Below are 24771 nucleotides of genomic sequence, written 5' to 3' on the forward strand. Positions count from 1 at the left end.
CGGCCTGCGGCGATCGTCGAGGGAAGGCGTTCAGGCCAGCGCGGGCAGCACGTAGACCTCGGCGCCCGGCGGCAGAGCACAGTCCAGACCGCCGAGCCCCCGGGTGTTCTCCCCGCACACGATCATGTTGATGTGCCGGCGGATGCGCCCGTATTCGTCGCGCAGCCGCTCCTCCAGCAGCGGATGAGCGCGCCGGAGCCGGTCGAGGGCCGAGCCGAGGGTGGGCGGGGAGTCGCGGTCGGCGCCGACGGCGAAGACCTTGACCTCCGTCCGCCCGCTCACCCATCGCCGCAGCGTCGCCGGCAGCACGAACACGACCATCGTCACGGGTCTGGTCATCGGCTACAGCACCGCCGCGCGCACCGTGAGCACGTCGGGCAGGTGCCGGCCGACCTGCGACCAGGTCTCGCCGTCGTCGCGCGAGCAGTAGACCTCGCCGTCGCGGGTGCCGAAGAACAGCCCGGCCTCCGACATGGTCATCGCGTCCCGCAGCACCGTCGCGTACACCGGCTCCTCGGGCAGGCCCTGGCCGAAGGGCTGCCACGTCGCGCCCGCGTCGTCGCTGCGGAAGATGCGGTAGCGGTGGTCGACCGGCGTGCGGTCCATGTCGGCGTGCAGCGGCAGGACGTAGACCGTGTCAGGCCGCGACGGGTGCGCCACGATCGGGAACCCGAAGTCCGACGGCAGCGAGGAGCCGATGTCGTGCCAGCTGCCGCCGAAGTCGTCGCTGCGGTAGACGCCGAAGTGGTGCTGCAGGTAAAGCCGATCGGGTCGGGACGGGTGCATGGCGACCTTGTGCACGCATTGCCCGAACTCCGGGTATTGCTGGCCCTCGGGCATGAAGGGGGCGCGGATGTTCTGGTTGGCGGCCTCCCACGACAGGCCGCCGTCGGTGGTGCGGTAGAAGCCGCCCGTGGAGATCGCGACGCCCATGGTGCCGGGATCGGTGGGGTGGTTGATGATCGTGTGCAGGCACAGGCCGCCGCCGCCCGGCTGCCAGTGCGGCCGGTGCGGGTGCTCCCACAGCCCCTCGATGAGCCGATAGGTGACGCCGCGGTCCTCGGAGCGGAACAGCGCGCCCGGCTCGACGCCCGCCCACACCACGTTGGGCTCCGACGGGGAGGGCATGAGCTGCCACACCCTGGTCAGGGTCGCCTCGGTCTTCTCGGGGAAGGCGATGGGCGGCTGCTCAGCCTCTCCCCAGGTCCGGCCGAGGTCATCGGAGTACATGACGGACGGTCCGAAATGGCCGTATTCGATGCCGGCCAGGAGCCGGGGCGTGGCGCCGCGGGTGTCGATGGCCACCGAGGGCACCGCGACCGTGGAGAACTGGATCGGCTCGATCTCGAACGGACCGCCGTCCGCCGAACGGGCGAGGAACAGGCCCTTGCGGGTGCCGATCGCGAGAATTGCCTCACTCATTCCATCCCCTCCTCTGCTTGCGGCCATCGTGCCACGGAACACCGACAAGAACCGAGGACTGGGAGATTCCCCCTTAGGGCGCTGGTCGCGCCGTTCTTTACCTGACAGGTAATCGTGGGCCTTCCCTCGCGGCCGGTAGGTTGCCGGATATGGGAGCGATTGCCGTACGAGAAGAATCTTTTGGTGATTTGTTGCGATCGTGGCGTCAGCGGCGCCGGGTGAGTCAGCTCGATCTGGCCATCGAGGCCGACGTTTCGGCCCGCCACATCAGCTTCCTGGAGACCGGGCGCGCCCGGCCGAGCCGCGAGATGGTGATGAAGCTCGCCGAGGAGCTGGAGGTGCCGTTGCGGCACCGCAACAGGCTGCTGATGTCGGCGGGGTTCGCGCCGGTCTACCCCGAGCGCGAGGTACGCGCCCACGTCGTACGGCAGGCGCTGGACAAGATCCTGGCCGGGCACGAGCCGTACCCGGCGATCGTGGTGGACGCGGGGTGGAATCTGGTGGCGGCCAACTCGGCGGCCGGGATGCTCATGGAGGGTGTGCCGGCCGAGCTGCTGGAGGAGCCCATCAACGTGATGCGGCTGTCGCTGCATCCAGAGGCGATGGGCGGGCGGCTGCTCAACCTGGCCGAGGTGCGCGCCCACCTGCTGCACCAGCTGCGCAGGCAGGCCGAGATGTCCAGCGACGGGCAGCTGGCGGAGCTGCACGACGAGCTGGCGTCCTACACCTATCCCGGCGTGGACCTGAACGTGGCGCACGTGCCGGGACCCGGCGACATCCTGGTGCCGCTGCGGATGGCGGCCGGCGACCGGGTGCTGTCGATGTTCACGACGATCGCGACGTTCGGGACGCCGGTGGACGTGACGCTCTCCGAGCTGGCCATCGAGACGTTCTGGCCGAACGACGAGGAGACCGCCGCCGTGTTCCGGCACAAGGCCGCGTACTCCGCATGATCGCGTCGCACGTGGCCGGCCCCGCGTTTCGCGTGGTCGCCGATCGGTGAGCGTCTCGTGGGAACGGCGACTCTCACGCAGAGGCAGAGGGGTTGCCGCCGGTCCCGCGGAGGACGGCCGCTAGCGGGCCGTGGCCGGGAGGTCGGGGACGGGGTCGCCGGCCGCGGTGGGCGCCTCGATGGCGATCGTGGCGGGGCCGCCGCCGGCGATCGGGAGGCCGCCGGTGACGGTGTAGGTGCGCACGTCGTACCCGTCGCCCGCGGGCCGGGCCACGGCCGTGAACGCGGTGAAGGCGTTGCCGCCGGGGATGACCGAGGTGGAGATGTAGTCGCCGGCCATGCGGCCCTGCGCGGTGTCGGCCAGCCTGCCGGGCTCCATCGGCCCGTGCAGCTCGGCGGGCGCCGACCAGGTGGCGCCGCCATTGGTGGAGGAGGTGTAGCCGACCGTGAGGCGGCAGGTGCCGGCCGTGCAGGCGGCGTCCGGGTAGCGGTAGTAGGCCAGGGCCAGCCGGGCCGAGCCGCCCGAGGTGGTGCGGTCGACGCCGAGGCCGGGGATGACGTGGTCGCCTCCGTCCCTGGTGGCCCGCGTGACGTACCCCCAGTCGCCGCCGTTCGCCGACTTGCTCAGCACGATGTCGTTGCCGGCGCAGCCGGGCTGGAAGCGGCAGTCGTGCCAGGCGACGTAGACCGTTCCGGTCGCGTCCGTCTCCGCCGAGGGCAGCGGCGAGGCGCGTAGCCCGCCCGCGACCGGGTGCCGCTGCACGGAGGAGACCAGCACGCCGGCGCTCCAGCTGTCCCCGCCGTCGCGGGAGCGGAAGGCGCGGATCTGGTTGTCGTTGCTCAAATACGGCACCACCACGGCGCCGTCAGGCCGCACGACCGGCTGGCCGCCCAGCCCGGTGGCGGTGGTGCCGGTGACGGTCCAGGTCAGGCCGCCGTCGGACGAGCGGGCCAGCGCGATCGCGTTGCCCCTGGCGTGATCGTCGAAGGCGACGTAGCAGCGGCCGCGGTAGGGGCTGTCCTGCCCGTTGTCGCAGCCGATCCAGCTCTTGTCCAGATCGCCCCCGTTCGCGACGGCGGTCGTGACCGGGGCGTCCCAGGTCAGGCCGCCGTCGGTGGACCGGCTGGTGAGCACCGCGGCGCCCGTGATCCCGCCGGAATCGGTGATCCCCACGGACGAGATGAGCCAGACGTCATGGCGGGCGTCGTAGGCCACCGCCGGGTTGCTGACCCGGTGGTACGGGCCGTCGCCGAAGACGGTGATGCCGGGCAGGACGCCCCTGGCCCACGTGGCGCCGTTGTCCGTGGAGGTCGCGAACGCGATCCCGGAGGCCCCGCCGTCGAAGTACCTGCCCGCCTGCTGGGCGGCGACGATGGTGGTGCCCCACTGGTAGGTGTCGGGTCCTGCCTGGGTGCCGTGCTGGCTGGTGGCGTTGGCGTACGGGTCGGCGCCTATCTCGGTCAGCGGCACGTCCGCCACGGCCGGGGCCGGGGTGAGGAAAAGCGTCGTGACGATGACGAGCGCGCCGATTCCTCGGCGACTGGCGGGGGATGGCACAGTCGACCTCCACGTGGCGTGTCAACTTCCACATGGCACTGTCCAACCCCCGCTGTCAACCTCTTGGTGAGGATCACCGCTCGCTCTGGATGACGTCGCGGTGGATGCGCGAGAGGGGGACGCCGTCGATCTGCAGGCGGCGTACCGTCTCGTTGACCATGGCGGACGGGCCGCACACGTACACCTCGTGCTCGGCCCAGGAGTGGAAGCGCTGTGTGACCTCGGGCAGGTGGCCGCGCATGCCGTCGTACGACGGCTGGTCGGAGACCACGGGCAGCACCCGCAGCCAGGGGAACGACGACTCCATCCTGATCAGGTCGGGCAGGTCGTACAGCTCCTCCGCGGTGCGGGCGCCGTACAACAGGTGGATGTTGGGGCGGCGGCCAGAGGCGATGATGGACTCGATGATCGCCTTCAGCGGTGCCAGGCCCGTGCCGCCCGCCACGCACAGCACGTCGCGCTCGCCGCACTCGCGCGGCGTCATCGTGCCCATCGGCGGGCCCACCAGGAGCGTGTCGCCGATGCGGGTGTGCCTGATGAGCGTGGTGGACACCCAGCCGCCGGGGACCGAGCGCACGTGCAGCCTGATCGTGTTGTCCGGGCGCGGCGCGTTGGCGATGGAGAAGGTGCGCCACACCCGTGGCCAGCGCGCGGTCTGCACGTTGACGTACTGTCCCGGCAGGTACGGCAGCAGCTGCGTGGGCCGCAGCGTGATGACCGCGATGTCGCGATAGCGCCGCTCGTGGTCGATGACCTCGGCCAGCCACCAGGCGGGCGAGACCCCCGAGTCGGACTCGGCCGATTCGATCATGAGATTGGCGGCGGCCGTGTAGGCCGTCACCCAGGCCGCCTCGATCTCGTGGTTCCAGACGGCGGCGGCGAAGCGGCGCAGCGTGGCCAGCAGGGCGTTGCCGATCGCGGTGTAGTGCTCGGCGATCACGCCGTACTTGCGGTGGTCCCTGCCCAGCTGGCCCAGGAAGCCCGCCAGGCTGTCCGGGCTGTCCAGGCTCCACACGATCCGCGTCAACGCGTTGAACAGCCGGTCGCGCTGAACGTCCATCGCGGGCGGGAACATGGCTCTCAGGTGCGGATTCTCGGCGAACAGCCGACCGTAGAAGTAGGCCGTGGCCTTGTCGGCGTGCGGCTCGACGACGGAGAAACTCTCTTTCACCAGGCGCGGATTCAACGACATATAACGCAACCCCACTTATGGACCGGAAACGTATTCCGGTCGCGTTGTCCACCTCCCTGACGGCTCCGGGTCGTGAGCGCCCGGCGGGCCCCGGCTCATCCGACGCGCTCGAAAACGAGTCTTACACCGCTGTTCACGCGTCACAACCGTTTCCCCTCAATACGGTGCGAAGCAGAACTATGAGTAGCGGCTTCGTGATTCTGTGCACTCGGCGGCGCTGCTTTTTCGGACAACAAATACGAATAAAAGTCATATTCGTATTTCATTCCTCTGTTCGATGGACGGCCACGCGTCCTGCTCATGGAACGGCCGGGGGCGGCGGCATGTCTCCTTACGGCGTCGCGAACGGCGTTCCGGCGCGGCGGGCGTACGACCCGGCCGTCCACGGCCCGTCCCTCACCTGACGGCTCAGCGCCACCGGGCCGTACAAAAGGGGCAGACGGTCGGCGGCGGGGAGCGGCGATCATGCGAAACGCAGGCCGGCCCTGCTTACGGGACTGAAGTGATGGGTGGGGATCTTTGCGAGAGACGACATATCGGAAAGCCAGTGCGTCATGATGGGCATGTGGCCGTCACCGGACGGCGGCGGCCCAGAGCCACCACGCCACGGGAGATCGCATGTCCCGACCGCTGATCGGTATCTCCGCCTACTTCGAGGCAGCCCGCTGGGGCGACTGGGTCAGGGAAGCCGTGCTGTCGCCCACTTCCTACACCAAGGCGGTCCTGCGGGCGGGGGGCGCGCCCGTGCTGCTGCCGCCGCTCGGCCCGCAGGCGGTCGAGGACTACGTACGCGGCCTCAACGGCGTGGTGCTGGCCGGCGGCGTCGAGCTGGCGGCCGCCGCCTACAACGGCGAACAGGACGCGCGGGTCCCCGAGCCGCAGCTGCTCCGTGACCGGTTCGAGCTCGCCCTGGCCAGGGCGGCCGTGCGCGCCGACATCCCGATCCTGGCCGTCTCCAGGGGCATGCACGTGCTCAACGTCGCCCAGGGCGGCACGCTGATCCCGTGGCTGCCGGAGGTGCTCGGCAATGACCGGCACGGCGAGCCCGGCGCGACCCACGTGATCCAGGTCAGCGTGTCCAGCAAGCTCGGCAAGGCGGTCGGCGACCGGATCGAGGTCGTCGCGCCGCACCGCCAGTCCGTACGCCGGCTCGGCGGCGGCCTGCTGGCCGTGGCCTGGGCCGAGGACCAGATCGTCGAAGGGGTCGAGCTGCAGGGGCACCGGTTCGGCGTGGGCGTGCAATGGCATCCGGAGCGCGGCGCGGACAACCGGCTCTTCGATGCGTTCATGGAGGCGGCCCGCTAGGCTGCGATCATGCCGCTGCACCCCCAGGCGCGGGATTACGTCGCCCTCCATCCGTCGGATCTCAACACCGATCTGGCCACGCTCGACCTGGCCAAGATCCAGGAGCTGCGCGCGCAGGACGGCATGGCGGCGCACAGAGGACCGCTCACCAAGCTGCCGTTCGTCCGCGACGAGCGCGCCGAGGGCGTGCCGATCCGGATCTACCGCGCCGACCCCGGCGACGGCCTGCTGCCGGTCGTGGTCTACTTCCACGGCGGCGGCTGGGTCTTCGGCAGCGTCAAGCGCAACGACGCGGCCGCGCGCGACCTGGCCATCCGCACCGGTGCCGTGGTGGTGTCCGTCGACTACCGGCTGGCCCCCGAGCATCCGTTCCCGGCCGCCGCCGACGACGCCTGGACCGTCGTGCGCGACATCTTCGCCAGGCCCGCCTTCTACCAGAGCAGCGGCAGCGTGGCCGTCGTCGGCGACAGCGCGGGCGGCAACCTGGCCGCCGTCGCCGCCTGGCAGGCCCGCGACGCCGGGTTGCGGCTGTCCCACCAGGTCCTCGTCTACCCGGTGCTCGACGTGGCCATGGACACGCCGAGCTACCGTGAGTTCAGCAAGGGATTCGGGCTGGACGCCGAGGAAATGGCGTGGTTCGCCCGGCAATACGCGTCCGGCGTGGACCCGGCGGACCCGCGGCTGTCCCCGCTGCGCCTGCCCGACGTCACGGGCCTGCCGCCCGTGACCGTCGTGACCGCCGAATACGACGTGCTCAGGGACGAAGGCGAGCGGTACGCCGACCGCCTGGCGGCGGCGGGCGTGCCCGCCGAAGTGCGCAGGTTCGACGGGGCCGTGCACACGTTCTTCGTCCTGCCGGGCCTGTTCGACCAGGCCGTCGAGGCCCGCGACTACGTGGCGGGGCGACTGCGGGAATCGATGTGACATACGACAAGCTCAAGATCGACACTCCGGCCGACGGCGTCCTGAGGGTCACGATCAGCAACCCGGCGAGGCTCAACGCCGTCGACGCGACCGCCCACCGCGAGCTGGGCGAGATCTGGCGCGACGCGGACCGCGACGACGGCGTGCGGGCCGTCGTCGTCAGGGGAGAGGGCGAGGCGTTCTCCGCCGGCGGCGACCTGTCCATGATCGAGGAGATGACCCGCGACCACGCCACCAGGCTGCGTGTGTTCGCCGAGGCCCGCGACATCGTCTACAACGTGCTCAACTGCTCCAAGCCGATCGTCTCCGCCATCCAGGGCCCCGCGGTCGGCGCCGGGCTGGCGGTGGCGCTGCTGGCCGACATCTCGGTCGCCGGCCGCACCGCGCGGATCATCGACGGGCACACCAGGCTGGGCGTCGCGGCGGGCGACCACGCCGCGATCGTCTGGCCGCTGCTGTGCGGGATGGCCAAGGCCAAATACCACCTGCTGCTGTGCGAGCCGGTCACCGGGGAGCAGGCCGAGCGGATGGGGCTGGTCAGCCTGTGCGTGGACGACGACCACGTACACGACAAGGCCATGGAGATCGCCGTCCGGCTCGCCGCCGGCGCCCAGGAGGCGATCAGGCTCACCAAATACTCGCTCAACAACTGGCTGCGCCTGGCCGGGCCTGCCTTCGACGCCTCGCTGGCCATGGAATTCCTCGGCTTCAGCGGGCCCGACGTGGCCGAGGGCGTACGCGCCCTGCGGGAGAAACGGCCCCCCGCGTTCGGCTGAGCGTGTGCTTCTCAGGCCCTCGGGTAGGCGCAGGCACATGAAGGACAACGACGTCGTAGACCTGCTGCTGCACCAGCACGAAGAGATCAAGGGCCTGTTCGACGAGGTCGAGAACGCCGCCCCGGAGGACAAAGCAGAGGCCTTCCAGCGGCTGGTGCGGCTGCTGGCCGTCCATGAGACGGCGGAAGAGGAGATCGTCCACCCCTACGCTCGCCGCAAGATCGATCACGGCGACGAGGTGGTGGACGATCGGCTGGCCGAGGAGAACTCAGCCAAGGACATGCTCACGCTGATGGAGGAGGCGGGCGTCGACGACCCCAAGTTCGCGGTCAACCTCGCCACCTTGCGCACGGCGGTGATCGCGCACGCCGAGGCCGAGGAACGAGAGGAGTTCCCCAGGTTCCGGCAGGCGACCGGCGACAAGGAACGTCAGGCGATGGCCGTCGGGGTCAAGGCCGCCGAGGCCATGGCGCCCACGCACCCGCACCCCGGCGTCGAGACGGCGACCCAGAACCTGCTGCTCGGGCCGCCGGTCGCGATCATGGACCGGGCCCGGGACGTGATCCGCAAGGCGATGGGCAAGCCGGGCTGAGCACGCCCGGTCAGGTCCGGAGGAACGCGTGAACGCGGCCGAGCCCGGCGAACCCGAGCCGGCCGTAGAAGTCCTTCGGCCAGTCGCCCGCGTCGGCCACCAGGAAGATCAGCTCCGCCTCCGCCTCGGCCGCCTCCGCGAGCAGCGAGGCCATCAGGGCACGCGCGTAGCCCTTGCCCCGATGCTCCTCGCCGGTGAAGACGCCCTCGATCTGCGCGACGCCGTCGTGCACGTAGAGGTCGGCCCTGGCGGCGATCTCGCCGTCCGGGGCGCGTACCCCGCGAAAGCCCACGAGGTCGGCGCCCCGGAGCCGGGCCTCGACCCGTGCGGCGAGCCCGTCGATCACCTCGTCGGGCGCCTCGGGCAGCGTACGGCGCCAGTCACGCCGTAGCAGGGGCATCAGCTCCGCCAGGTCGAGCCGTTCGGCCGCGGGCGGGTCCTGCGCCGGCGTGCCGCGGAATGCCATGACGAGGTTGGTCTCCTGCGCGTAGCCGGCGGCGGCGAACGCGGGCGCGACCGCCGTCCCGAGCCGGTCGTCGTCCACGCACACCAGCCGGTGAGCCCGGTCGGCGAGCGCCTCGTCGGCCGCCCGCAGCAGCTTCGCGGCCGCCGTTTCGGACGGCTGCGGGTCGAGGGACCGGACGATCAGCTTGTTGTCGTCGTAGGAGCCCGGATAGCGGTCGTCGAGCACGGCGAACCCGCCCGGCACCGCGATCTCCCGCGGTGCCCTGCGCCGGGCGAAGGCGTGCACGAAGCCGATCGCGCGGGCGAGCTCCACGTCAGCGGGCACGGCGTACCGCTTCCAGGAAGGCCCGGATGAGCGCCGGGTCCTTGACTCCCGGCGAGAGCTCCACGCCGCTGGACACGTCCACCCCCCATGGGTCGGCGGCCGCGATCGCCTCGGCCACGTTCGCCGGGCCGAGGCCCCCGGCCAGCAGCCACCGGCCCGACGGGCGGCCGCGGACCGCGGCCCAGTCCCACGGCTGTCCGGAGCCCGCGTGCGGCGCGTCGACGAGGAGGAGGTCCTCGTCGTAGGCGCCGCACCGCAGATCGGCCGCGGCGTCGACGGCCCGCACCAGGACGACGCCGAGGTCCTTCAGCGCGGTGAAGTCGCCGTGCGGGTGCCTGCCGTGCAACTGGATCGCCCGCACCCCGGACGCCAGTGCCGCCGCCCGCACCGTCTCGGGATCCTCGCCGCGGAACACGCCCACGGTCAGCACGCGGTCGGGAACCAGCGCGGCCAGCTCCGCGGCCCGCTCGGGCTCGACCCTGCGCGGACTTCGGGTCATGACGAACCCGATGGCGTCGGCTCCCGCCTCGACGGCGGCGGCCACATGCGCGGGCTCGCTCAACCCGCAGATCTTGACGTACACACTTATGAACCCTAGCTCCGTCCGCACATGGTCGCTCCGCGCCCGGGACGCCCGGCGGCGCAAGGGCGGCGATCAGGTGAAGCGCGGGCCTACCGGCGTCGGGCGGCCGCCGGTGACCAGGCCCAGATCAGCACCGCGGCGGTGAGGCCGAACAGGAGCACTCCGCTGGGCACGTGGGCGGCCAGCCACGCCCAGGTGAAGTGCTGGCCCATGCCGGCGACGAACAGCGCGAGGCTGGCCAGCGCCGGCCAGCCCGCTCCGCGCCCCGGCCGCCAGACGAGGACGGCCAGCAGGATCTGCACGAGGGCCACGAGGTGGACGGCCATGCCCGCCATGACGTGGGTCTCGGACATCGCGCCGGACTCGACCGCCTGGCCCGCGAACGAGGCCGCCACCAGCAGCGCCGCCGCCTGGGCGATGACGGCGACACGCAGGCTGTAGAGCAGGCCGGGGGAGACCCGGCCCGTCGTCTCCGGCCGGGGCATGACCGCGGTGTCCATGATCGGGTCCTTTCCTCGAAGGTGGCGAGGAACCACATCGTGACGAGGCGGACGGTGGCCGGTCGTCAGCCTGCGGGATGACCGCCGGTCCGCCCCGCGGTTTACCCGACCGGCGGATGGCCGCGCTGCGGGCGTACCGGGCGGAAGGACGCGTCCACGAGGCCGGCGCGGTGGGCGACGACGGCGGCCTGGATCCGGTTGCGCAGGCCCAGCTTGTCCATGGCGGCGGCGATGTGGGTCTTGACCGTGGTGACGCCGATGTGCAGCTCCTCGGCGATCTCGGCGTTGGACAGGCCGGTGCCGACCAGCGAGAGGACCTCCAGCTCGCGCTCGGTCAGTCCGGCCGGCGGGGGTGCCGCGGCCTGCTCCTCGGCTGCGAGGAACCGCTCCACGACCCTGCGCAGCACCGACGGCGCCAGCAGCTGCTCGCCGGCCGCCGCCCGGCGCACGGCGTCCACCATGCGTTCCGGCTCGTCGTCCTTGACCAGGAAGCCGACCGCGCCGGCACGCAGGGCGGCGTGGACGTTGGCGTCCTCGGCGAACGTGGTCAGCACCACGATCCTGGTCCCAGGCCGGGCGGCGAGCACGCGTTTGATCGCCTCCAGGCCGTCGACCCTGGGCATGCGCAGGTCCATGAGGACCACGTCGGGAAGGTGGCGCTCGGCCAGGCGCACCGCCTCGGCGCCGTCCTCGGCCTCGCCCACGACCTCCATGTCGCCCGCGGCCTGCAGCAGCATGCGCACGCCCGCGCGGACTAGCGCCTGGTCGTCGGCCACCAGCACACGGATCATGCGGCGCTCCTGGCCGGCAGGCTCGCCGCCAGCCGCCAGCCGCCCTCGCCGTCGGGGCCCGCGGAGAGGGTGCCGCCGAGGGCGCGGACGCGTTCGCGCATGCCCGCCAGGCCGCGGCCGGAGGAGGGCAGGCGCTCGATGAGGGCCGGTGGGCGGCCGTTGCGGATCTCCACCGACAGGCCCTCCTCCGCGCGGGCGACGACGACGCTGACCCAGGTGCCGGGGCCTGCGTGTTTGAGCACGTTCGTGAGTCCTTCCTGGACGATGCGGGCGGCCGAGGCGCGGGCGATGAGCGGCGCGTGATCGGTGGCCGGGTCGAGATCGAGGTCCACCACGAGGCCCGCGGCGGCCATGCGCTCGGCCGACTCGCGTACCACGTCGGCCGGGTTGGCCAGCAGGTCGGGCTGGCGGTCCGGGTCTCGCAGCAGGTCCAGCAGATCGCGCAGGTCCTGCAGCACCTGGTGGCCGGTCTCGCGGATGTCGGTGAGCGCGTCGGCGACGGGGCCGTCGGGCGCGGTGTAGCGGGCGGCGCTGGCCCGCAGCACCATGGCGCCGACGTGGTGGGCCACGATGTCGTGCACGTCGCGGGCGATGCGCTCGCGTTCGGCGAGCTGGTCGGCCCGGACCTGGGCGAGCGCCGCCCTGGCCGACTCCTCGGCGCCCTGCCGCGCCGCGGCCGTGGCGGCCTGCCGCATGCCCAGGTAGCGGCCGATCGCGATCGGCGTGGCCACCAGCGTCATCAGCACCCCGATGCGGAACAGCGTCACGTCGGTGTCGTCACCGACGATGGCGATCGCCGTCAGCAGGGAGCCGGTCGCGTACGCCGCCACCGTCCAGGGCCAGGAGTCCACCCGCATGGCGAACACGCCGATGGCGATGAGCGTCAGGATCACGCAGGTGTTGACGGCGTCGTTCAGGTAGATGTCGGCGCAGACCAGCAGCACGCCCTGCAGCAGGAAGACCAGCCCGGGCATGCGCCTGGCGATGCCCAGCGACAGGCCGCCCACCACGGCGAGCAGCCCGACCACCCAGACGGGCTGGGTGCCGGAGTGCCAGGAGGTCCAGGTGCCGAGCACGGTGATCGCCACCCCGCCGGCCGCGAGCAGCGCGTCGGGGGTGACGTCGCGCTCCTCCAGCGGCCCAGCGGAGCTGCGCAGGTAGGACCCCAGCACGGCGGGGAAGACCGCCAGCAGGCCGGCGTACATCCACGTGTTGGCGTTGAGCGTGACGCCGGGGTCGGCGATGTTGACCGCGGTCGCCGCGAACGTGGCGGCCATGGCCGCCACGGTGGCCCGCAGGCCCGAGCCGTGCCCGGCCACCCCGAGCGCCACGCAGATGAGGATCTGCAGGGTGTTGGAGGTGAAGGACCCGAGCTGGTCGGTGACCACCAGGAAGGCGGCCAGGTAGAGGGTGACGGCCACCGGCCAGCGCCGGACCAGCCCCATGGGCAGGCCCGCCAGCAGCGCCATCGGGACGTTCATCGCCGCGGGCAGGTATTTCGTGTCGCCCGCTTGAGCCGTCGTCAACAGGTCGAGGGCCACACCAGAACCCGCCAGGAGGACATCCAGCGGCACACCGCGCCAACGCATACACTCACGCTATCGGGCCAGCATGAACGGCTGATCCTCCGCGCGGGGGACTGCGTCTCCTCCTTGTGGCCGCCGATCCGACCGAGAGAGGGAGCGAACCGCGGGGATCTTGCCGCTAATTTCGTGACATGTCCAACGACACCGCACTCTTTCTCGGTCAGTTCCTGCGCGCCCCCGCCATGATCGGGGCGCTCGCGCCCAGCTCGCGCCGGTTGGCCTCCGCGGTCTGCGCTCCGATCCCGGAGCGCGGGGAGCCGACCGTGGTGGAGCTCGGCCCCGGCACGGGCGCCTTCACCACGGAGATCCAGCAGCGGCTCGCCGGGCGCGGCCACCACCTGGCCGTGGAGGTCAACGAATTGATGGCACGGCTGCTCGCCGAACGTTTCCCCACCGTGGACGTGGCGCACGCCGATGCCGCGCGGCTGGGCGAGCTGCTCGGCGAGCGCGGGCTGAGGCAGGCCGATGTGGTGGTGAGCGGGTTGCCGTGGGCGGCGTTCCCGGAAGAGTTGCAGCGTGAGTTGCTGGAGGCGGTGACGGAGGCGATGGGCTTGGGCGCGGCGTTCACGACGTTCTCCTATATTCACGCCATCCCGCTCAGCTCCGCCCGGCGCTTCCGCGGGCTGCTGGCCGAGCGTTTCGAGGAGGTCGTGGCCGGGCGGACGGTGTGGCGCAACACTCCTCCGGCTTTCGTGTTCCACGCGCGCAGACCCCGCCGTTCACTGAGGAGTTGACAGCGCCGGGTGCGATCGTGTGGCCGGCGCCGGGCTCGCCGGCCACAACACCTCCCGACCGGCGGAAAGGCGGCAGATAGGCGGGCCGCTGCGGCGCAGTTCCACGCAGTAGGGTCTGCTGCGTGAGCGAAACTTCCGCGGAGGACCGGATCTGGACGGTTCCTAACCTGCTGAGCTTCCTGCGTCTCCTGGGCGTGCCCGTGTTCCTCTGGCTGGTTCTCGGGCCCAAGGCGGACGGGTGGGCCATCGGGGTCCTCGCGGTTGCCGGGTTCACCGACTGGCTCGACGGGAAGATCGCTCGCGCGTTCAACCAGACCAGCAGGCTCGGCAGGATCATCGACCCGGCCGCGGACAAGCTCTACGTGTTCGCCACGATCCTGGCGCTGCTGCTACGGGAGGTCATCCCCTGGTGGCTGGTCGTGGTCATCCTGGGCCGCGAACTGTTCGTCGCGTGTTTCATCCCCGTCCTCCGCAGACACGGCTACCGGGCACTCCAGGTGCATTTCCTGGGCAAGGCCGCGATGTTCAACCTCATGTACGCCTTCCCTCTCCTCTTCCTTGCGTCCCACACTGGGTGGTATGCCGATATAGCCAGAATTGCTGGGTGGGCCTTCGCGCTCTGGGGAACGGGTCTGTACTGGTGGTCGGGGGTGCTGTATGTGATACAGGTGCGCCAACTCGCAACCTCGGCCAAAGAGGAGTGATCGGGTGAAGGCGGTCGTCATGGCAGGCGGGGAGGGCACTCGGCTGCGTCCGATGACCGCCAACCAGCCCAAGCCTCTGCTCCCCGTGGTCAACCGCCCGATCATGGAGCACGTGCTGCGCCTGCTCAAGCGGCACGGCGTCACCGAGACGGTGGTCACCCTCCAGTTCCTGGCGGCGCTGGTGCGCAACTACTTCGGCGACGGCGACGAGCTCGGCATGAGCCTCCAGTACGCCACCGAGGACCTGCCCCTGGGCACCGCGGGCAGCGTCGCGAACGCCGCCGACCGCCTCCGCGACGACCGTTTCCTGGTGATCTCCGGCGACGCTCTGACGGACATCGACTTAACCGACATGATCCGATTTCACCGGGAAAATGCGGCCCTGGTGACAATCGGCCTGAAGCGCGTGCCGAACCCCCTCGAGTTCGGGATCATCATCGTCGACGAGGGCGGCCGCGTACAGCGCTTCCTGGAGAAGCCCACCTGGGGCCAGGTCTTCTCCGACACCGTCAACACCGGCATTTACGTCATGGAGCCCGAGGTCCTCAGCGCGGTCGCCCCGGGCGAGCCCGTCGACTGGTCGGCCGACGTCTTCCCCGCCCTCCTCGACCGCGGCGCCCCCATCTACGGCTACGTGGCCGACGGCTACTGGGAGGACGTCGGCACCCACGAGAGCTATCTCAAGGCCCAGGCCGACGCCCTGTCCGGCAAGGTCAGCCTGGACATCGCCGGCTTCGAGCTCTCGCCCGGCGTGTGGGTCGCCGACTCGGCCTCGGTCGACCCCGACGCGGTGCTCAAGGGCCCGCTGCTCATCGGCGACTACGCCAAGGTCGAGGCGGGCGCCGAGTTGCGCGAGTACACCGTGCTCGGCAACAACGTCGTCGTCCGCGAAGGCGCCTTCCTGCACCGCGCGGTCGTCCACGACAACGTCTACCTCGGCCCCGGCGCCCACCTGCGCGGCTGTGTGATCGGCAAGAGCACCGACGTGATGGCCGGCGCCCGCATCGAGGAGAACGCCGTCATCGGCGACGAATGCGTCATCGAGGCCGAGGCGTACGTCTCCAGCGGCGTCAAGGTCTACCCCTTCAAGACCATCGAGGCCGGCGCGGTCGTCAACACCAGCGTCATCTGGGAGTCGCGCGGCCAGCGCAGCCTGTTCGGCCCCCGGGGCGTCAGCGGCCTGGTCAACGTGGAGATCACAGCCGAGCTGTGCGTGCGCCTGGCCAGCGCGTACGCCACCACCGTGAAGAAGGGCGAGTACGTCGTCACCTCCCGTGACTGCTCGCTGGCCGCCAGGGCGCTCAAGCGGGCCGTCATCGGCGCGCTCACCGCCGGCGCGATCAACGTGCTCGACCTGGAGGCCGCCCCGCTGCCGGTGGCCCGCTTCCACACCGCCCGCGAGTCGGCCGCCGGCGGCATCGCGCTGCGCACCACGCCCGGGGACCCGCAGAGCGTGGACATCATCATCATGGACGACCGCGGCGCCGACCTGCCCCCGGCCGCCCAGCGCAAGCTGGAGCGGGTCTTCTCCCGCCAGGAGTTCCGCCGCGCCTTCCCCGGCGAGATCGCCGAGCTCACCTACCCGGCCAGGGCGGTCGAGGACTACACCCAGGAGTTGCTGCGCCACGTCGGCGTGGGCGACGTCAGAGACATGAAGGTCGTCGTCGACTGCGCCGGCGGCACCTCCTCGCTGGTCATGCCCACGCTGCTGGGCCGGGTGGGCGTGGAGGTGCTGACCGTGAACGCCCGCCTCGACGACGTCTCGCCCACCGAGACGCTGGCCGAGCGCCGCCGCGACCTGCAGCGCCTGTCGGAGCTCGTGAGCTCCTCGCGGGCGGCGTTCGGCGTCCGCTTCGATCCGGTCGGCGAGCGCATCGCCCTCGTGGACGAGATGGGTCACCTCATCAACGACGAACGCGCCCTGCTCGTCGTGCTCGACCTCGTCGCCGCCGAGCGCAGGGGCGGCCAGGTGGCGCTTCCGGTCACCGCGACCAGGGTCGCCGAGCAGGTCTGCCGCTTCCACGGCGTCCAGGTGCAGTGGACCTCCACCTCCCTCGACGCCCTCACCTCGGCCGCGGCGGGCGCCGACATGATCTTCGCGGCGGATGGGCGCGGCGGGTTCGTGGTGCCGGAGTTCAGCCCCGCCATCGACGGGCTGGCCGCGTTCATGCGCCTGCTGGGCCTGGTCGCCCGCACCCGCCTGTCGCTCAGCCAGATCGACGCCAGGATCCCCGAGGTCAAGATGCTCAAACGCACCGTGCCCACGCCGTGGGCGGCCAAGGGCGCCGTCATGCGCTCGGTCATCGAAACGGCCGAGTCCGAGCCAGACGGCCACCGCATCGACACCACTGACGGCGTGCGGGTCGCCCGCGAGGACGGCAGCTGGGTGCTGGTCCTGCCCGCCGCCGCCGAGCCCGTCACCGACCTGTGGGCCGAGGCCCCCGACATGGACAGCGCCCAGGCCCTGCTCGAACGCTGGGCGCGCATCGTCGAGCAGGCCGCGTCCTGACCGCCGATCACGCAACGTGGCGGTACGGTGGGAAAAGCTGCGGACGCAGGCCCCGCAGCCGGCAAAGTGCCGCAGAATTGCGGCTCATGCGCGCGCACGGCGCCGCAAGATCGTAATGTATAAACGCGCGGCGGCATGGACCACGGGGCGGAAGCGGCGGTAACTTTGTCTGCGTCCAAACCAACCGTCCAGCGCCCCGAGTTGACCTTTGCCGCTGATCAGCGTAAGTTGCGGCATTCGCAAACGTGAAAAGCGAAGCGAGGCGCGCCCCGAGCACCGTCGCCGCGTCTTCGCGGTAGGAGGCCGAGCCGATCGATGCCGAGCGTCTACTGCACGCAGTGCGGGCACGCCAACCCCGAGGATGCCCGTTTCTGTTCCCGCTGTGGGTCACCGCTGACCAGACCCGAGGTCTCCGGGGACACCACGTCGACGATCTCGGTCGCGGGAATCGAGGCGTACGAGGCTGAGACAGGCGACATGCTCCTGGCCGAGAGGGCGCTGCTCGAGCAGCTGCCGCCCGGCACGGCGTTGCTCTCGGTGACCAGGGGTCCCAATCAGGGGAGCCGCTTCCGGCTCGACAAGGAGCTGACCACGACCGGGCGCCACCCGGAGAGCGACATCTTCCTGGACGACATCACCGTCTCCCGCCGCCACGTCGAGTTCTACCGCCACCGCGGCGGCCAGTTCTCGGTGCGTGACGTGGGCAGCCTCAACGGCACCTACGTCAACAGGGAGCGGATCGAGGAGGTTCCCCTGCACTCCGGAGACGAGGTGCAGATCGGCAAGTTCCGCCTCGTCTTCCTGATGCGTGGCAACTCCGGCGCATGATTGAGCGAAGCGAGCGATCAAGGCACGCGGCTTCGTGCGAGGTCATGCGGCCGGCAGAGGAGGCCGCATGACCTCACAGGCCGCGCGCTCGCACATGAGTATCGGGGAGGTGCTCGCGCTGCTCCAGGGCGAGTTCCCCGATGTGACCATCTCCAAGATCAGGTTTTTGGAGGGCGAGGGGCTGATCGAGCCCGAGCGCAGCCCTTCCGGCTACCGCAAGTTCACCCACCTGCACGTGGAGCAACTGCGCTTCATCCTGACCGAGCAGCGTGACCACTACCTGCCGCTGCGGGTGATCAAGGACAGGATGGCCGAGAGCTTCGGCCGCCCCCGCGCGGTGCAGGACAAGCAGGAGGTCAGGCTCAGCCGGGCGGAGCTGCTGGAGGCGGCCGGGATCGACGAGGAGACGCTCGCCGAGCTCGAGGACTACGGCCTCCTGGAACCGGTGGCCAGGCGCTACGACGAGGAGGCGCTCAAGGTGGCGCGGACCGTCGGCGCTCTGGCCCGCTTCGGCCTGCACGCCAGGCACCTGCGCGCGGTCAGGGCCGCGGCCGAGCGCGAGTGCGGCCTGGTGGAGCAGACCGTCGCCCCCATACTGAAACGACGCGCCCCGGGGGCCATCGGCGAGGCCGACGAGGTCGCCCGAGAGTTGTCCACGCTCCTGCTCGACCTGCACGCATCCCTTGTGCGCACGGGGGTGCGAGCTGTGTTGGGGCGTTGAGACCGTAGCGAGCTGGGAGGCGGGGGCACATCCAGGCCCGCTGGGTGTTACGTTGAATTGAAGTAGCCAGTCAGCAGAAGCGACGAGCAAATAGCTGTGCCGGGTGACCGGTCAGGAATACGGAGCAGCCCGTGTTGCAGATGGAGGTCGTGGGCGTACGAGTTGAAATGCCCACAAATCAGCCGATCGTCTTGCTCAAGGAGGCACACGGGGAGCGGTTCCTTCCTATATGGATTGGCATGACCGAAGCCACGGCCATCGCCCTGGCCCAGGCGGAGGAGCCACCGCCCCGGCCGCTCACCCATGACCTCTTCCGAGACGTGCTCAGCGCCCTCGGCGTCGGCCTGCGGGCGGTCAACATCGTCGCGCTGCGCGACGGCATCTTCTTCGCCGACCTCGTCTTCTCCAACGGCGTGGAGGTGAGCGCGCGGCCGTCGGACTCGATCGCGCTCGCGCTGCGCACGGGAGCGCGCATCTTCGCCAGCGAGGAGGTGGTCCAGGAGGCCGGCGTAGTCATCCCGGACGACCAGGAGGATGAGGTGGAGAAGTTCAGGGAGTTCCTTGACACGATCACTCCCGAAGACTTCGGCAGGGCGGGGTAGGTATTTCGGTGCATTTACGCTTCACGACGCGCCGAGCCGGATCGTTGACTCGCCATGGTCACGGTCCTACGGTGCAAGTGAAACCTGCGGTCGCCCTTTACGAACCCCCAGATCAGGCCGTGGGATGAGAGAAAGCCGGAGGTCCGCGTGGCGGTCAGCAGCGGCGAGGGAAAGACGGCCGGCCAGGAAGATCCGGTGCGGCGTGAGGACGCGCGGCAGCGTGCCGGAGAGCAGGGTCTGCTCTTCGACGAGCAGCCCGCGGCGTTGCCGGGCGACATCGGATACCGCGGGCCGACGGCCTGCGCGGCGGCCGGCATCACCTACAGGCAGCTTGACTACTGGGCGCGCACGGGGCTGGTCGAGCCCACGATAAGAGCCGCGCACGGATCGGGCTCCCAGCGGCTCTACAGCTTCCGCGACATCCTGGTGCTCAAGGTCGTCAAGCGGCTCCTCGACACCGGGGTGTCGCTGCAGCAGATCCGCACGGCCGTGCAGCACCTGCGCGATCGCGGGGTCGCCGACCTCGCGCAGATCACGCTCATGAGCGACGGCGTCAGCGTCTACGAGTGCACCTCGGCCGACGAGGTGATCGATCTGCTCCAGGGCGGTCAGGGCGTGTTCGGCATCGCGCTCGGCCGGGTCTGGCGCGAGGTCGAGGGATCCCTCGCGGAGCTGCCGGGGGAAAGAGCGGCGGTCGAGGACACCGTCCCGGCCGACCACCCCGCTGACGAACTCGCCCAGCGGCGACGCGCGCGACGCATAGGGTAGGCGCGCAAACCGCCGCTGCCTGGTGCGCGCCGCTGGACGCGCCACGCCGTAGGCGCGCAAACCGCGGCCTGCGGCGCATCGCTGGACGCGCCACGCCGTAGGCGCAGGCCGCTGCCTGTTGTGCACCGCATGGACGCGCCACGCCGTAGGCGCGCAAACCGCGGCCTGCGGCGCATCGCTGGACGCGCTACGCCGTAGGCGTTGCCTGGAGTGCTGGACGTTTCGCATAGGGTAGTAATCGCCCGGCGACGTAGCATGTATCGCATAGGGTTGTAATCTAGGACAGCAAGGCTGACGACCCCGTGCGGGAGAGTCTCCGGGCCCTCGGGTCCGGAGCGCCGAAGGAGCAACCCTCCCCGGAATCTCTCAGGCATCCTGTACCGCTCGGGCGAGGCAACTCTGGAAAGCAGGCGCGCCCGCCAGGCGCGCCTCACCGACGGTGCAAGCCCCTGTCCCGGGGTGAAGCTCTCAGGTCGCGGTGACGCCCGCGCTGACAGAGGGGGAGATCCGGCACTCGCCCGCGCCCTGGCGCCGGTCTCCATAGCCTCGGGAGGCATTCCCTATGACCGATCTGTCCGCTCCGCCGTTCTCGTCCAGGCACATCGGCCCATCGGAGTCCGAGCAGCAGCGCATGCTCGAGGCCGTCGGCTTCGAGTCCGTGGCGGACCTCGTGGCAGTGGCCGTCCCCGAGGCCATCAGGGCCAAGGACCGGCTCAAGCTGCCCGCCGCGGCGAGCGAGACCGAGGCGATCGCCGAACTGCGCTCCCTCGCCGACCGCAACCGGGTGCTCACCTCCATGATCGGCCTCGGCTACCACGACACGATCACGCCCGCCGTCATCCGCCGCAACCTGCTGGAGAACCCGGGCTGGTACACCGCGTACACGCCGTACCAGCCGGAGATCTCGCAGGGCCGCCTCGAGGCGCTGCTGAACTTCCAGACCGTCGTCTCCGACCTCACGGGCCTGCCCGTCGCCGGAGCGTCCCTGCTCGACGAGGGCACCGCCGCCGCCGAGGCCATGACGCTGGCCCGCCGCGCCGGCAAGTCCAAGAGCAGCGTGTTCGTGATCGACGCCGACACCCTGCCCCAGACCAAGGCCGTGCTGGCCACCAGGGCCGAGCCGCTCGGCATCACGCTGGTGGAAAGCCCGCTGGACGGCGAGCTGCCCGAGTGCTTCGGCGTGCTCGTCCAGTACCCGGGGGCCTCCGGGCGGGTGCGCGACTTCCGCGCCGTGGCCGCCGCGGCCCGCGAGATGGGCGCGCTCGTGGTGGCCGCCGCTGACCTGCTGGCCCTGACGCTCGTGGCCGCGCCGGGCGAGCTGGGCGCCGACATCGCGATCGGGTCCTCGCAGCGCTTCGGGGTGCCGTTCGGGTTCGGCGGGCCGCACGCCGCGTACATGTCCGTCCGCGAGGGCCTGCAGCGCCAGCTTCCCGGGCGTCTCGTGGGCGTGTCCGTGGACGCCGACGGCGACCCCGCCTACCGGCTCGCGCTGCAGACCCGCGAGCAGCACATCCGCCGCGAGAAGGCCACCAGCAACATCTGCACCGCGCAGGTCCTGCTCGCCGTCATCGCCGGCATGTACGCCGTCTACCACGGTCCCGACGGGCTGCGCCGCATCGCCCACCGGGTGCACCGGCACGCTGTCGCCCTCGCCGAGGGACTGCGCCGGGCCGGCCTGGAGGTCGTGCACCGCGAGTTCTTCGACACCGTCCTGGTCCGGGTGCCCGGCCGGGCCGCCGAGGTGGTCGCCGCGGCCGCCGAGCGGGGCGTCAACCTCTGGCGGGCCGGCGACGACCACGTCTCCATCGCCTGCGACGAGAAGACCGGCGCCGCCGAGGTCGCCGCGGTGTGGGCGGCCTTCGGCCTGTCCGGCACGGACGTGGACATCGAGGGCTGCTCGGACGCGCTGCCCGCCGGGCTGCTGCGCGAGTCGGCGTACCTGACGCACCCGGTCTTCCACAGCCACCACTCCGAGACCGCGATGCTGCGCTACCTGCGCAGGCTGCAGGACAAGGACATCGCGCTCGACCGCTCCATGATCCCGCTCGGCTCCTGCACGATGAAGCTCAACGCGAGCACCGAGATGGAGCCGATCACCTGGCCCGAGTTCGCCGCGATCCACCCGTACGCGCCCGCCGACCAGACCGAAGGCTACCTGGAGCTGATCGGCACGCTGGAGCGCTGGCTGGCCGAGGTCACCGGCTACGACGCGGTCTCCATCCAGCCGAACGCCGGCTCCCAGGGCGAGTTCGCCGGGCTGCTCGCCATCCGCGCCTACCATCGCGCGCACGGGCAGGCCGGACGCGAGGTCTGCCTCATCCCGTCCTCCGCGCACGGCACCAACGCGGCCAGCGCCGTCATGGCCGGCATGCGCGTCGTCGTCGTGGCCTGCGACTCCGACGGCAACGTGGACCTGGAGGACCTCGACGCCAAGATCGCCAAGCATCGTGACGCGCTGGCGGCGATCATGGTGACGTACCCGTCGACGCACGGCGTGTACGAGGAGACGATCACCGAGGTGTGCGCCAAGGTGCACGAGGCCGGCGGCCAGGTGTACGTCGACGGGGCCAACCTCAACGCCCTGGTCGGGCTGGCCAAGCCGGGCGAGTTCGGGGCCGACGTGTCCCACCTCAACCTGCACAAGACGTTCTGCATCCCGCACGGCGGCGGCGGCCCCGGCGTCGGCCCGGTCGCGGTGCGCGGCCACCTGGCCCCCTACCTGCCCGCCCACCCGCTGCACGACGACAGCCCCGTCGGGCCCGTGTCCGCCGCTCCGTACGGGTCGGCGGGGATCTTGCCGATCTCGTGGGCGTACATCCGGATGATGGGCTCGGAAGGGCTCACGGCGGCGACCGAGCAGGCCATCCTGTCGGCGAACTACCTGGCCCGCCGGCTGGCCCCGCACTACCCGGTGCTGTACACCGGGCGCGGCGGGCTGGTGGCGCACGAGTGCATCATCGACCTGCGGCAGATCACCAAGGAGACCGGCGTCACCGTGGACGACGTGGCCAAGAGGCTCATCGACTACGGCTTCCACGCGCCGACCATGTCGTTCCCGGTGGCGGGGACCCTGATGATCGAGCCGACGGAGAGCGAGGACCTCGCCGAGCTCGACCGGTTCGTGGACGCGATGATCGCCATCCGGGGGGAGATCTCGAAGGTGGCGTCGGGCGACTACGACAAGACCGACAACCCCCTGCGGAACGCGCCCCACACGGCCGAGTCGGTCACCGCCGACGAGTGGCCGCACCCGTACTCGCGGACCGAGGCCGCGTACCCGCTGTCGTCGCTGCGTGACGGTAAGTATTGGGTGCCGGTGCGGCGCATCGACCAGGCGTACGGGGACCGCAACCTGGTGTGCTCGTGCCCGCCGCTGGAGGCATACGAGGACTGACGGCTCTGCTGCTCAGGCGCAGCCTCCCGCCGGGAGCCTGCGCCTGACGCGGAACGAGGGCGAGCGCGGAGAACCCCGCGCCGGCCAGTCCTTCAGCGTCAAGTGAGGAGACATGATCGCCAGAAGTCGTTAAGCTTCGGTGCGACTGTCGCCTGAAGGAGCTCTCTTGACGTCCTCAGAGCTGGAGACCCCGCCTCTCGACACCGCCCGCCGCCTGGCCGAGCACGGCGACCTGGACGGCGCCGCGGCCATCCTGTCCCAGCTGGCCGCCGACCCGGAAGGACCCGACAGGGCCCAGGCCGCCGTCGGGCTCGCCGTGGTGCTGGAGGAGCGCGGCGACATCGAGGCCGCCAGGGCCGCGGCCAGGACCGCGCTGGCCACCGGGCACCCCGAATACGCCGCGCAGGCCGCCTGCCACCTGGCTCAGGGCTTCGAGCGCGAAGGGCGGGACGAGCAGGCCAGGGCCGCCTGGCAGGCCGTGCTGGGCGTCGGCACGGCCGCCTACGTGCCGCTGGCCCACCTCGCGCTGGCCCGGCTGGCCGCGAACCTCGACGAGGCGGAGAAGGAGCTGCGGGCCGCCATGGCGGCCGGTGACGCCCGTATCGGGGCCCACGCGGCCCAGCAGCTCGCCGACCTGCTGCTGGAGCACGGTGAGCCCGGGACGGCGGCCGAGGTCCTCATGGACGCGCTGGAGGCGGCGCCGGAGGAGGAGGTGCCGGGGCTGCGGGTGCAGCTCGGGATCGCCCATCTGGAGCTGGCGTGCGCGGAGTTCGCCGAGACGGTGGAGGGCGGGGCCGATGCCCCGACCAGCGCGCTGGCCATCGAGCTGCTGGCCCGCACGCTGCCGCTGCGCGGGCGGGGGGACGACGCGGACCGGGTGTGGTCGTACGGGCTGGAGCACGAGGACGAGAGCCTGGCCGCCGAGGTCCGGCTGCGCTACCACCGCGGCGCCTGACCCTCCGGCCCGGCCGCGCACGATCTTGCCCGCGACGGTCTGGCGCTCGCCGCGATGGCCGGAGCGACCGGCGAAACTCCCCGCGTCATGCCTGAGATGTACGACGGTGGACCCGGGGACTGATGCGGAGCGGGGCGCCGCTCTGCGAAAGTGAAGCCGTGTGGGAATCGGGCGCCGGATGGCTGCTGGTCGCTCTGGTGACGGCATGCGCCGCCGCCGTGCGCCGCCGCCGTGCGCCTGGTCGGCACCGGCGACGCCCTCCTGGCGCCCTCGATCACGCGGCGGCTCGTCGAGCGCTTCGCCGCAGGCGACCGCCATCCCGCTCAAGTGCCGCCCCTCCACCGCGACCTAGCCGCGCTGTCACCCAGGGAACTCGAGGTCCTGATCCTCCTCGGCCGGGGGCTGTCCAACGCCGAGCTGGCCGGCGCGCTGACCCTCAGCGAAGCCACCGTGAAGACACATGTCGCCCGCATCTTCGCCAAGCTCGGCCTGCGCGATCGGGCACAGGCCGTCGTGCTGGCCTACGAGACGGGGCTCGTCTCTCCGGACCGGTCCACGTAGGACCGGCGCCGGCCGCGTCCGGCA

24 protein-coding genes and 2 riboswitches are annotated in these 24771 nt (G+C 71.2%); of the genes, 15 read left to right on the forward strand and 9 right to left on the reverse strand.

Features of this window, described 5'->3' with window-relative positions; genetic code table 11:
- Nucleotides 1–30 precede the first annotated feature (30 nt).
- Both ACTMTI_RS38760 and ACTMTI_RS38765 read right to left on the reverse strand, forming a co-directional pair.
- Nucleotides 31–339 carry a molybdopterin synthase sulfur carrier subunit gene (locus tag ACTMTI_RS38760; protein WP_441125696.1) on the reverse strand — a complete coding sequence of 103 codons (309 nt, stop codon included), beginning with the start codon at nucleotides 337–339 and terminating at the stop codon, nucleotides 31–33.
- 3 nt (nucleotides 340–342) lie between these two features.
- On the reverse strand, nucleotides 343–1422 hold the full coding sequence (locus tag ACTMTI_RS38765; protein WP_441125697.1) for a WD40/YVTN/BNR-like repeat-containing protein: 1080 nt from the start codon (nucleotides 1420–1422) through the stop codon (nucleotides 343–345).
- A 149-nt stretch (nucleotides 1423–1571) separates the two neighbouring features.
- Here ACTMTI_RS38765 and ACTMTI_RS38770 point away from each other — a divergent pair, with 149 nt between their 5' ends.
- Complete coding sequence (locus tag ACTMTI_RS38770) at nucleotides 1572–2375, forward strand: helix-turn-helix domain-containing protein (protein ID WP_441125698.1); 804 nt, start codon at nucleotides 1572–1574, stop codon at nucleotides 2373–2375.
- Nucleotides 2376–2495: 120 nt separating this feature from the next.
- On the opposite strand, the gene ACTMTI_RS38775 is transcribed toward ACTMTI_RS38770, so the two are convergent.
- Both ACTMTI_RS38775 and ACTMTI_RS38780 read right to left on the reverse strand, forming a co-directional pair.
- Nucleotides 2496–3932 carry a sialidase family protein gene (locus ACTMTI_RS38775; protein WP_441125699.1) on the reverse strand — a complete coding sequence of 479 codons (1437 nt, stop codon included), beginning with the start codon at nucleotides 3930–3932 and terminating at the stop codon, nucleotides 2496–2498.
- 73 nt (nucleotides 3933–4005) lie between these two features.
- Nucleotides 4006–5124: a globin domain-containing protein gene (locus tag ACTMTI_RS38780; RefSeq protein WP_441125700.1), complete on the reverse strand. Its 1119-nt coding sequence runs from the start codon at nucleotides 5122–5124 to the stop codon at nucleotides 4006–4008.
- Nucleotides 5125–5742: 618 nt separating this feature from the next.
- Between ACTMTI_RS38780 and ACTMTI_RS38785 the strand changes: the two genes are divergently transcribed.
- Genes ACTMTI_RS38785 through ACTMTI_RS38800 form a run of 4 tightly spaced genes read left to right on the forward strand, consistent with a single transcriptional unit; the run spans nucleotide 5743 to nucleotide 8721 of the window.
- The gene (locus tag ACTMTI_RS38785) at nucleotides 5743–6429 is read left to right on the forward strand and encodes a gamma-glutamyl-gamma-aminobutyrate hydrolase family protein (protein WP_441125701.1); all 687 of its coding nucleotides are present in this window, start codon (nucleotides 5743–5745) and stop codon (nucleotides 6427–6429) included.
- A 9-nt stretch (nucleotides 6430–6438) separates the two neighbouring features.
- A complete protein-coding gene (locus ACTMTI_RS38790) occupies nucleotides 6439–7353 on the forward strand; it encodes an alpha/beta hydrolase (protein WP_441125702.1) in 915 nt (304 codons plus the stop codon).
- Nucleotides 7350–8129, forward strand: coding sequence for an enoyl-CoA hydratase/isomerase family protein (locus ACTMTI_RS38795; protein WP_441125703.1), 780 nt, complete (start codon nucleotides 7350–7352; stop codon nucleotides 8127–8129). The genes ACTMTI_RS38790 and ACTMTI_RS38795 overlap by 4 nt, the downstream gene beginning before the upstream one ends.
- A 37-nt stretch (nucleotides 8130–8166) precedes the next feature.
- Nucleotides 8167–8721 (forward strand): hemerythrin domain-containing protein, encoded by a 555-nt coding sequence (locus ACTMTI_RS38800; RefSeq protein ID WP_441125704.1) that lies wholly within the window; start codon nucleotides 8167–8169, stop codon nucleotides 8719–8721.
- A 10-nt stretch (nucleotides 8722–8731) separates the two neighbouring features.
- Here the strand turns inward: ACTMTI_RS38800 and ACTMTI_RS38805 are convergent, their stop codons facing one another.
- The 5 genes from ACTMTI_RS38805 to ACTMTI_RS38825 form a co-directional block, all read right to left on the reverse strand.
- A complete protein-coding gene (locus tag ACTMTI_RS38805) occupies nucleotides 8732–9511 on the reverse strand; it encodes a GNAT family N-acetyltransferase (RefSeq protein ID WP_441125705.1) in 780 nt (259 codons plus the stop codon).
- Complete coding sequence (locus tag ACTMTI_RS38810) at nucleotides 9501–10094, reverse strand: phosphoribosylanthranilate isomerase (RefSeq protein ID WP_441125707.1); 594 nt, start codon at nucleotides 10092–10094, stop codon at nucleotides 9501–9503. Before ACTMTI_RS38810 ends, ACTMTI_RS38805 begins: the two co-directional genes overlap by 11 nt.
- 89 nt (nucleotides 10095–10183) lie before the next feature.
- Nucleotides 10184–10594 (reverse strand): hypothetical protein, encoded by a 411-nt coding sequence (locus ACTMTI_RS38815; RefSeq protein ID WP_441125708.1) that lies wholly within the window; start codon nucleotides 10592–10594, stop codon nucleotides 10184–10186.
- 101 nt (nucleotides 10595–10695) lie between these two features.
- Nucleotides 10696–11385: a response regulator gene (locus ACTMTI_RS38820; RefSeq protein ID WP_441125710.1), complete on the reverse strand. Its 690-nt coding sequence runs from the start codon at nucleotides 11383–11385 to the stop codon at nucleotides 10696–10698.
- Nucleotides 11382–12974, reverse strand: a complete 1593-nt coding sequence (locus ACTMTI_RS38825; RefSeq protein ID WP_441125712.1) for a sensor histidine kinase — start codon at nucleotides 12972–12974, stop codon at nucleotides 11382–11384. Before ACTMTI_RS38825 ends, ACTMTI_RS38820 begins: the two co-directional genes overlap by 4 nt.
- Nucleotides 12975–13102: 128 nt before the next feature.
- Between ACTMTI_RS38825 and ACTMTI_RS38830 the strand changes: the two genes are divergently transcribed.
- The 10 genes from ACTMTI_RS38830 to ACTMTI_RS38875 all read left to right on the forward strand — a co-directional run bounded on the left by ACTMTI_RS38830 (nucleotide 13103) and on the right by ACTMTI_RS38875 (nucleotide 24747).
- Nucleotides 13103–13705, forward strand: a complete 603-nt coding sequence (locus ACTMTI_RS38830) for a class I SAM-dependent methyltransferase (RefSeq protein ID WP_441125714.1) — start codon at nucleotides 13103–13105, stop codon at nucleotides 13703–13705.
- 122 nt (nucleotides 13706–13827) lie between these two features.
- Nucleotides 13828–14409 (forward strand): CDP-alcohol phosphatidyltransferase family protein, encoded by a 582-nt coding sequence (locus tag ACTMTI_RS38835; RefSeq protein ID WP_441125716.1) that lies wholly within the window; start codon nucleotides 13828–13830, stop codon nucleotides 14407–14409.
- A 4-nt stretch (nucleotides 14410–14413) separates the two neighbouring features.
- The gene (locus ACTMTI_RS38840; RefSeq protein WP_441125718.1) at nucleotides 14414–16918 is read left to right on the forward strand and encodes a sugar phosphate nucleotidyltransferase; all 2505 of its coding nucleotides are present in this window, start codon (nucleotides 14414–14416) and stop codon (nucleotides 16916–16918) included.
- 315 nt (nucleotides 16919–17233) lie between these two features.
- Nucleotides 17234–17746, forward strand: a complete 513-nt coding sequence (locus ACTMTI_RS38845; protein ID WP_441125720.1) for an FHA domain-containing protein — start codon at nucleotides 17234–17236, stop codon at nucleotides 17744–17746.
- 67 nt (nucleotides 17747–17813) lie between these two features.
- Nucleotides 17814–18467 carry a transcriptional regulator FtsR gene (gene ftsR, locus ACTMTI_RS38850; protein ID WP_441125722.1) on the forward strand — a complete coding sequence of 218 codons (654 nt, stop codon included), beginning with the start codon at nucleotides 17814–17816 and terminating at the stop codon, nucleotides 18465–18467.
- A gap of 131 nt (nucleotides 18468–18598) precedes the next feature.
- Nucleotides 18599–19069, forward strand: a complete 471-nt coding sequence (locus ACTMTI_RS38855; protein WP_020539830.1) for a bifunctional nuclease family protein — start codon at nucleotides 18599–18601, stop codon at nucleotides 19067–19069.
- Between the two features lie 147 nt (nucleotides 19070–19216).
- Complete coding sequence (locus ACTMTI_RS38860; protein WP_441125724.1) at nucleotides 19217–19837, forward strand: MerR family transcriptional regulator; 621 nt, start codon at nucleotides 19217–19219, stop codon at nucleotides 19835–19837.
- Between the two features lie 295 nt (nucleotides 19838–20132).
- A riboswitch (glycine riboswitch) is annotated at nucleotides 20133–20230 on the forward strand.
- A riboswitch (glycine riboswitch) is annotated at nucleotides 20231–20344 on the forward strand.
- 55 nt (nucleotides 20345–20399) lie between these two features.
- Nucleotides 20400–23231: an aminomethyl-transferring glycine dehydrogenase gene (gcvP, locus tag ACTMTI_RS38865; protein ID WP_441125726.1), complete on the forward strand. Its 2832-nt coding sequence runs from the start codon at nucleotides 20400–20402 to the stop codon at nucleotides 23229–23231.
- 166 nt (nucleotides 23232–23397) lie between these two features.
- Complete coding sequence (locus ACTMTI_RS38870; protein WP_441125729.1) at nucleotides 23398–24186, forward strand: hypothetical protein; 789 nt, start codon at nucleotides 23398–23400, stop codon at nucleotides 24184–24186.
- A 231-nt stretch (nucleotides 24187–24417) separates the two neighbouring features.
- Nucleotides 24418–24747, forward strand: a complete 330-nt coding sequence (locus ACTMTI_RS38875) for a response regulator transcription factor (protein ID WP_441125731.1) — start codon at nucleotides 24418–24420, stop codon at nucleotides 24745–24747.
- Nucleotides 24748–24771 lie beyond the last annotated feature (24 nt).

Origin of the sequence: Nonomuraea sp. H19 (assembly GCF_052068215.1) — a bacterium.
Taxonomy (GTDB): Bacteria; Actinomycetota; Actinomycetes; order Streptosporangiales; family Streptosporangiaceae; genus Nonomuraea.

Coding starts and splice junctions, on each gene's coding strand:
- ACTMTI_RS38790 (WP_441125702.1), top strand. CDS start 6,439: ATGCCGCTGCACCCCCAGGCGCGGGATTACGTCGCCCTCCATCCGTCG.
- ACTMTI_RS38770 (WP_441125698.1), top strand. CDS start 1,572: ATGGGAGCGATTGCCGTACGAGAAGAATCTTTTGGTGATTTGTTGCGA.
- ACTMTI_RS38765 (WP_441125697.1), bottom strand. CDS start 1,422: ATGAGTGAGGCAATTCTCGCGATCGGCACCCGCAAGGGCCTGTTCCTC.
- ACTMTI_RS38815 (WP_441125708.1), bottom strand. CDS start 10,594: ATGGACACCGCGGTCATGCCCCGGCCGGAGACGACGGGCCGGGTCTCC.
- ACTMTI_RS38780 (WP_441125700.1), bottom strand. CDS start 5,124: ATGTCGTTGAATCCGCGCCTGGTGAAAGAGAGTTTCTCCGTCGTCGAG.
- ACTMTI_RS38800 (WP_441125704.1), top strand. CDS start 8,167: ATGAAGGACAACGACGTCGTAGACCTGCTGCTGCACCAGCACGAAGAG.
- ACTMTI_RS38825 (WP_441125712.1), bottom strand. CDS start 12,974: ATGCGTTGGCGCGGTGTGCCGCTGGATGTCCTCCTGGCGGGTTCTGGT.
- ACTMTI_RS38785 (WP_441125701.1), top strand. CDS start 5,743: ATGTCCCGACCGCTGATCGGTATCTCCGCCTACTTCGAGGCAGCCCGC.
- ACTMTI_RS38820 (WP_441125710.1), bottom strand. CDS start 11,385: ATGATCCGTGTGCTGGTGGCCGACGACCAGGCGCTAGTCCGCGCGGGC.
- gcvP (WP_441125726.1), top strand. CDS start 20,400: ATGACCGATCTGTCCGCTCCGCCGTTCTCGTCCAGGCACATCGGCCCA.
- ACTMTI_RS38830 (WP_441125714.1), top strand. CDS start 13,103: ATGTCCAACGACACCGCACTCTTTCTCGGTCAGTTCCTGCGCGCCCCC.
- ACTMTI_RS38845 (WP_441125720.1), top strand. CDS start 17,234: ATGCCGAGCGTCTACTGCACGCAGTGCGGGCACGCCAACCCCGAGGAT.
- ftsR (WP_441125722.1), top strand. CDS start 17,814: ATGACCTCACAGGCCGCGCGCTCGCACATGAGTATCGGGGAGGTGCTC.
- ACTMTI_RS38760 (WP_441125696.1), bottom strand. CDS start 339: ATGACCAGACCCGTGACGATGGTCGTGTTCGTGCTGCCGGCGACGCTG.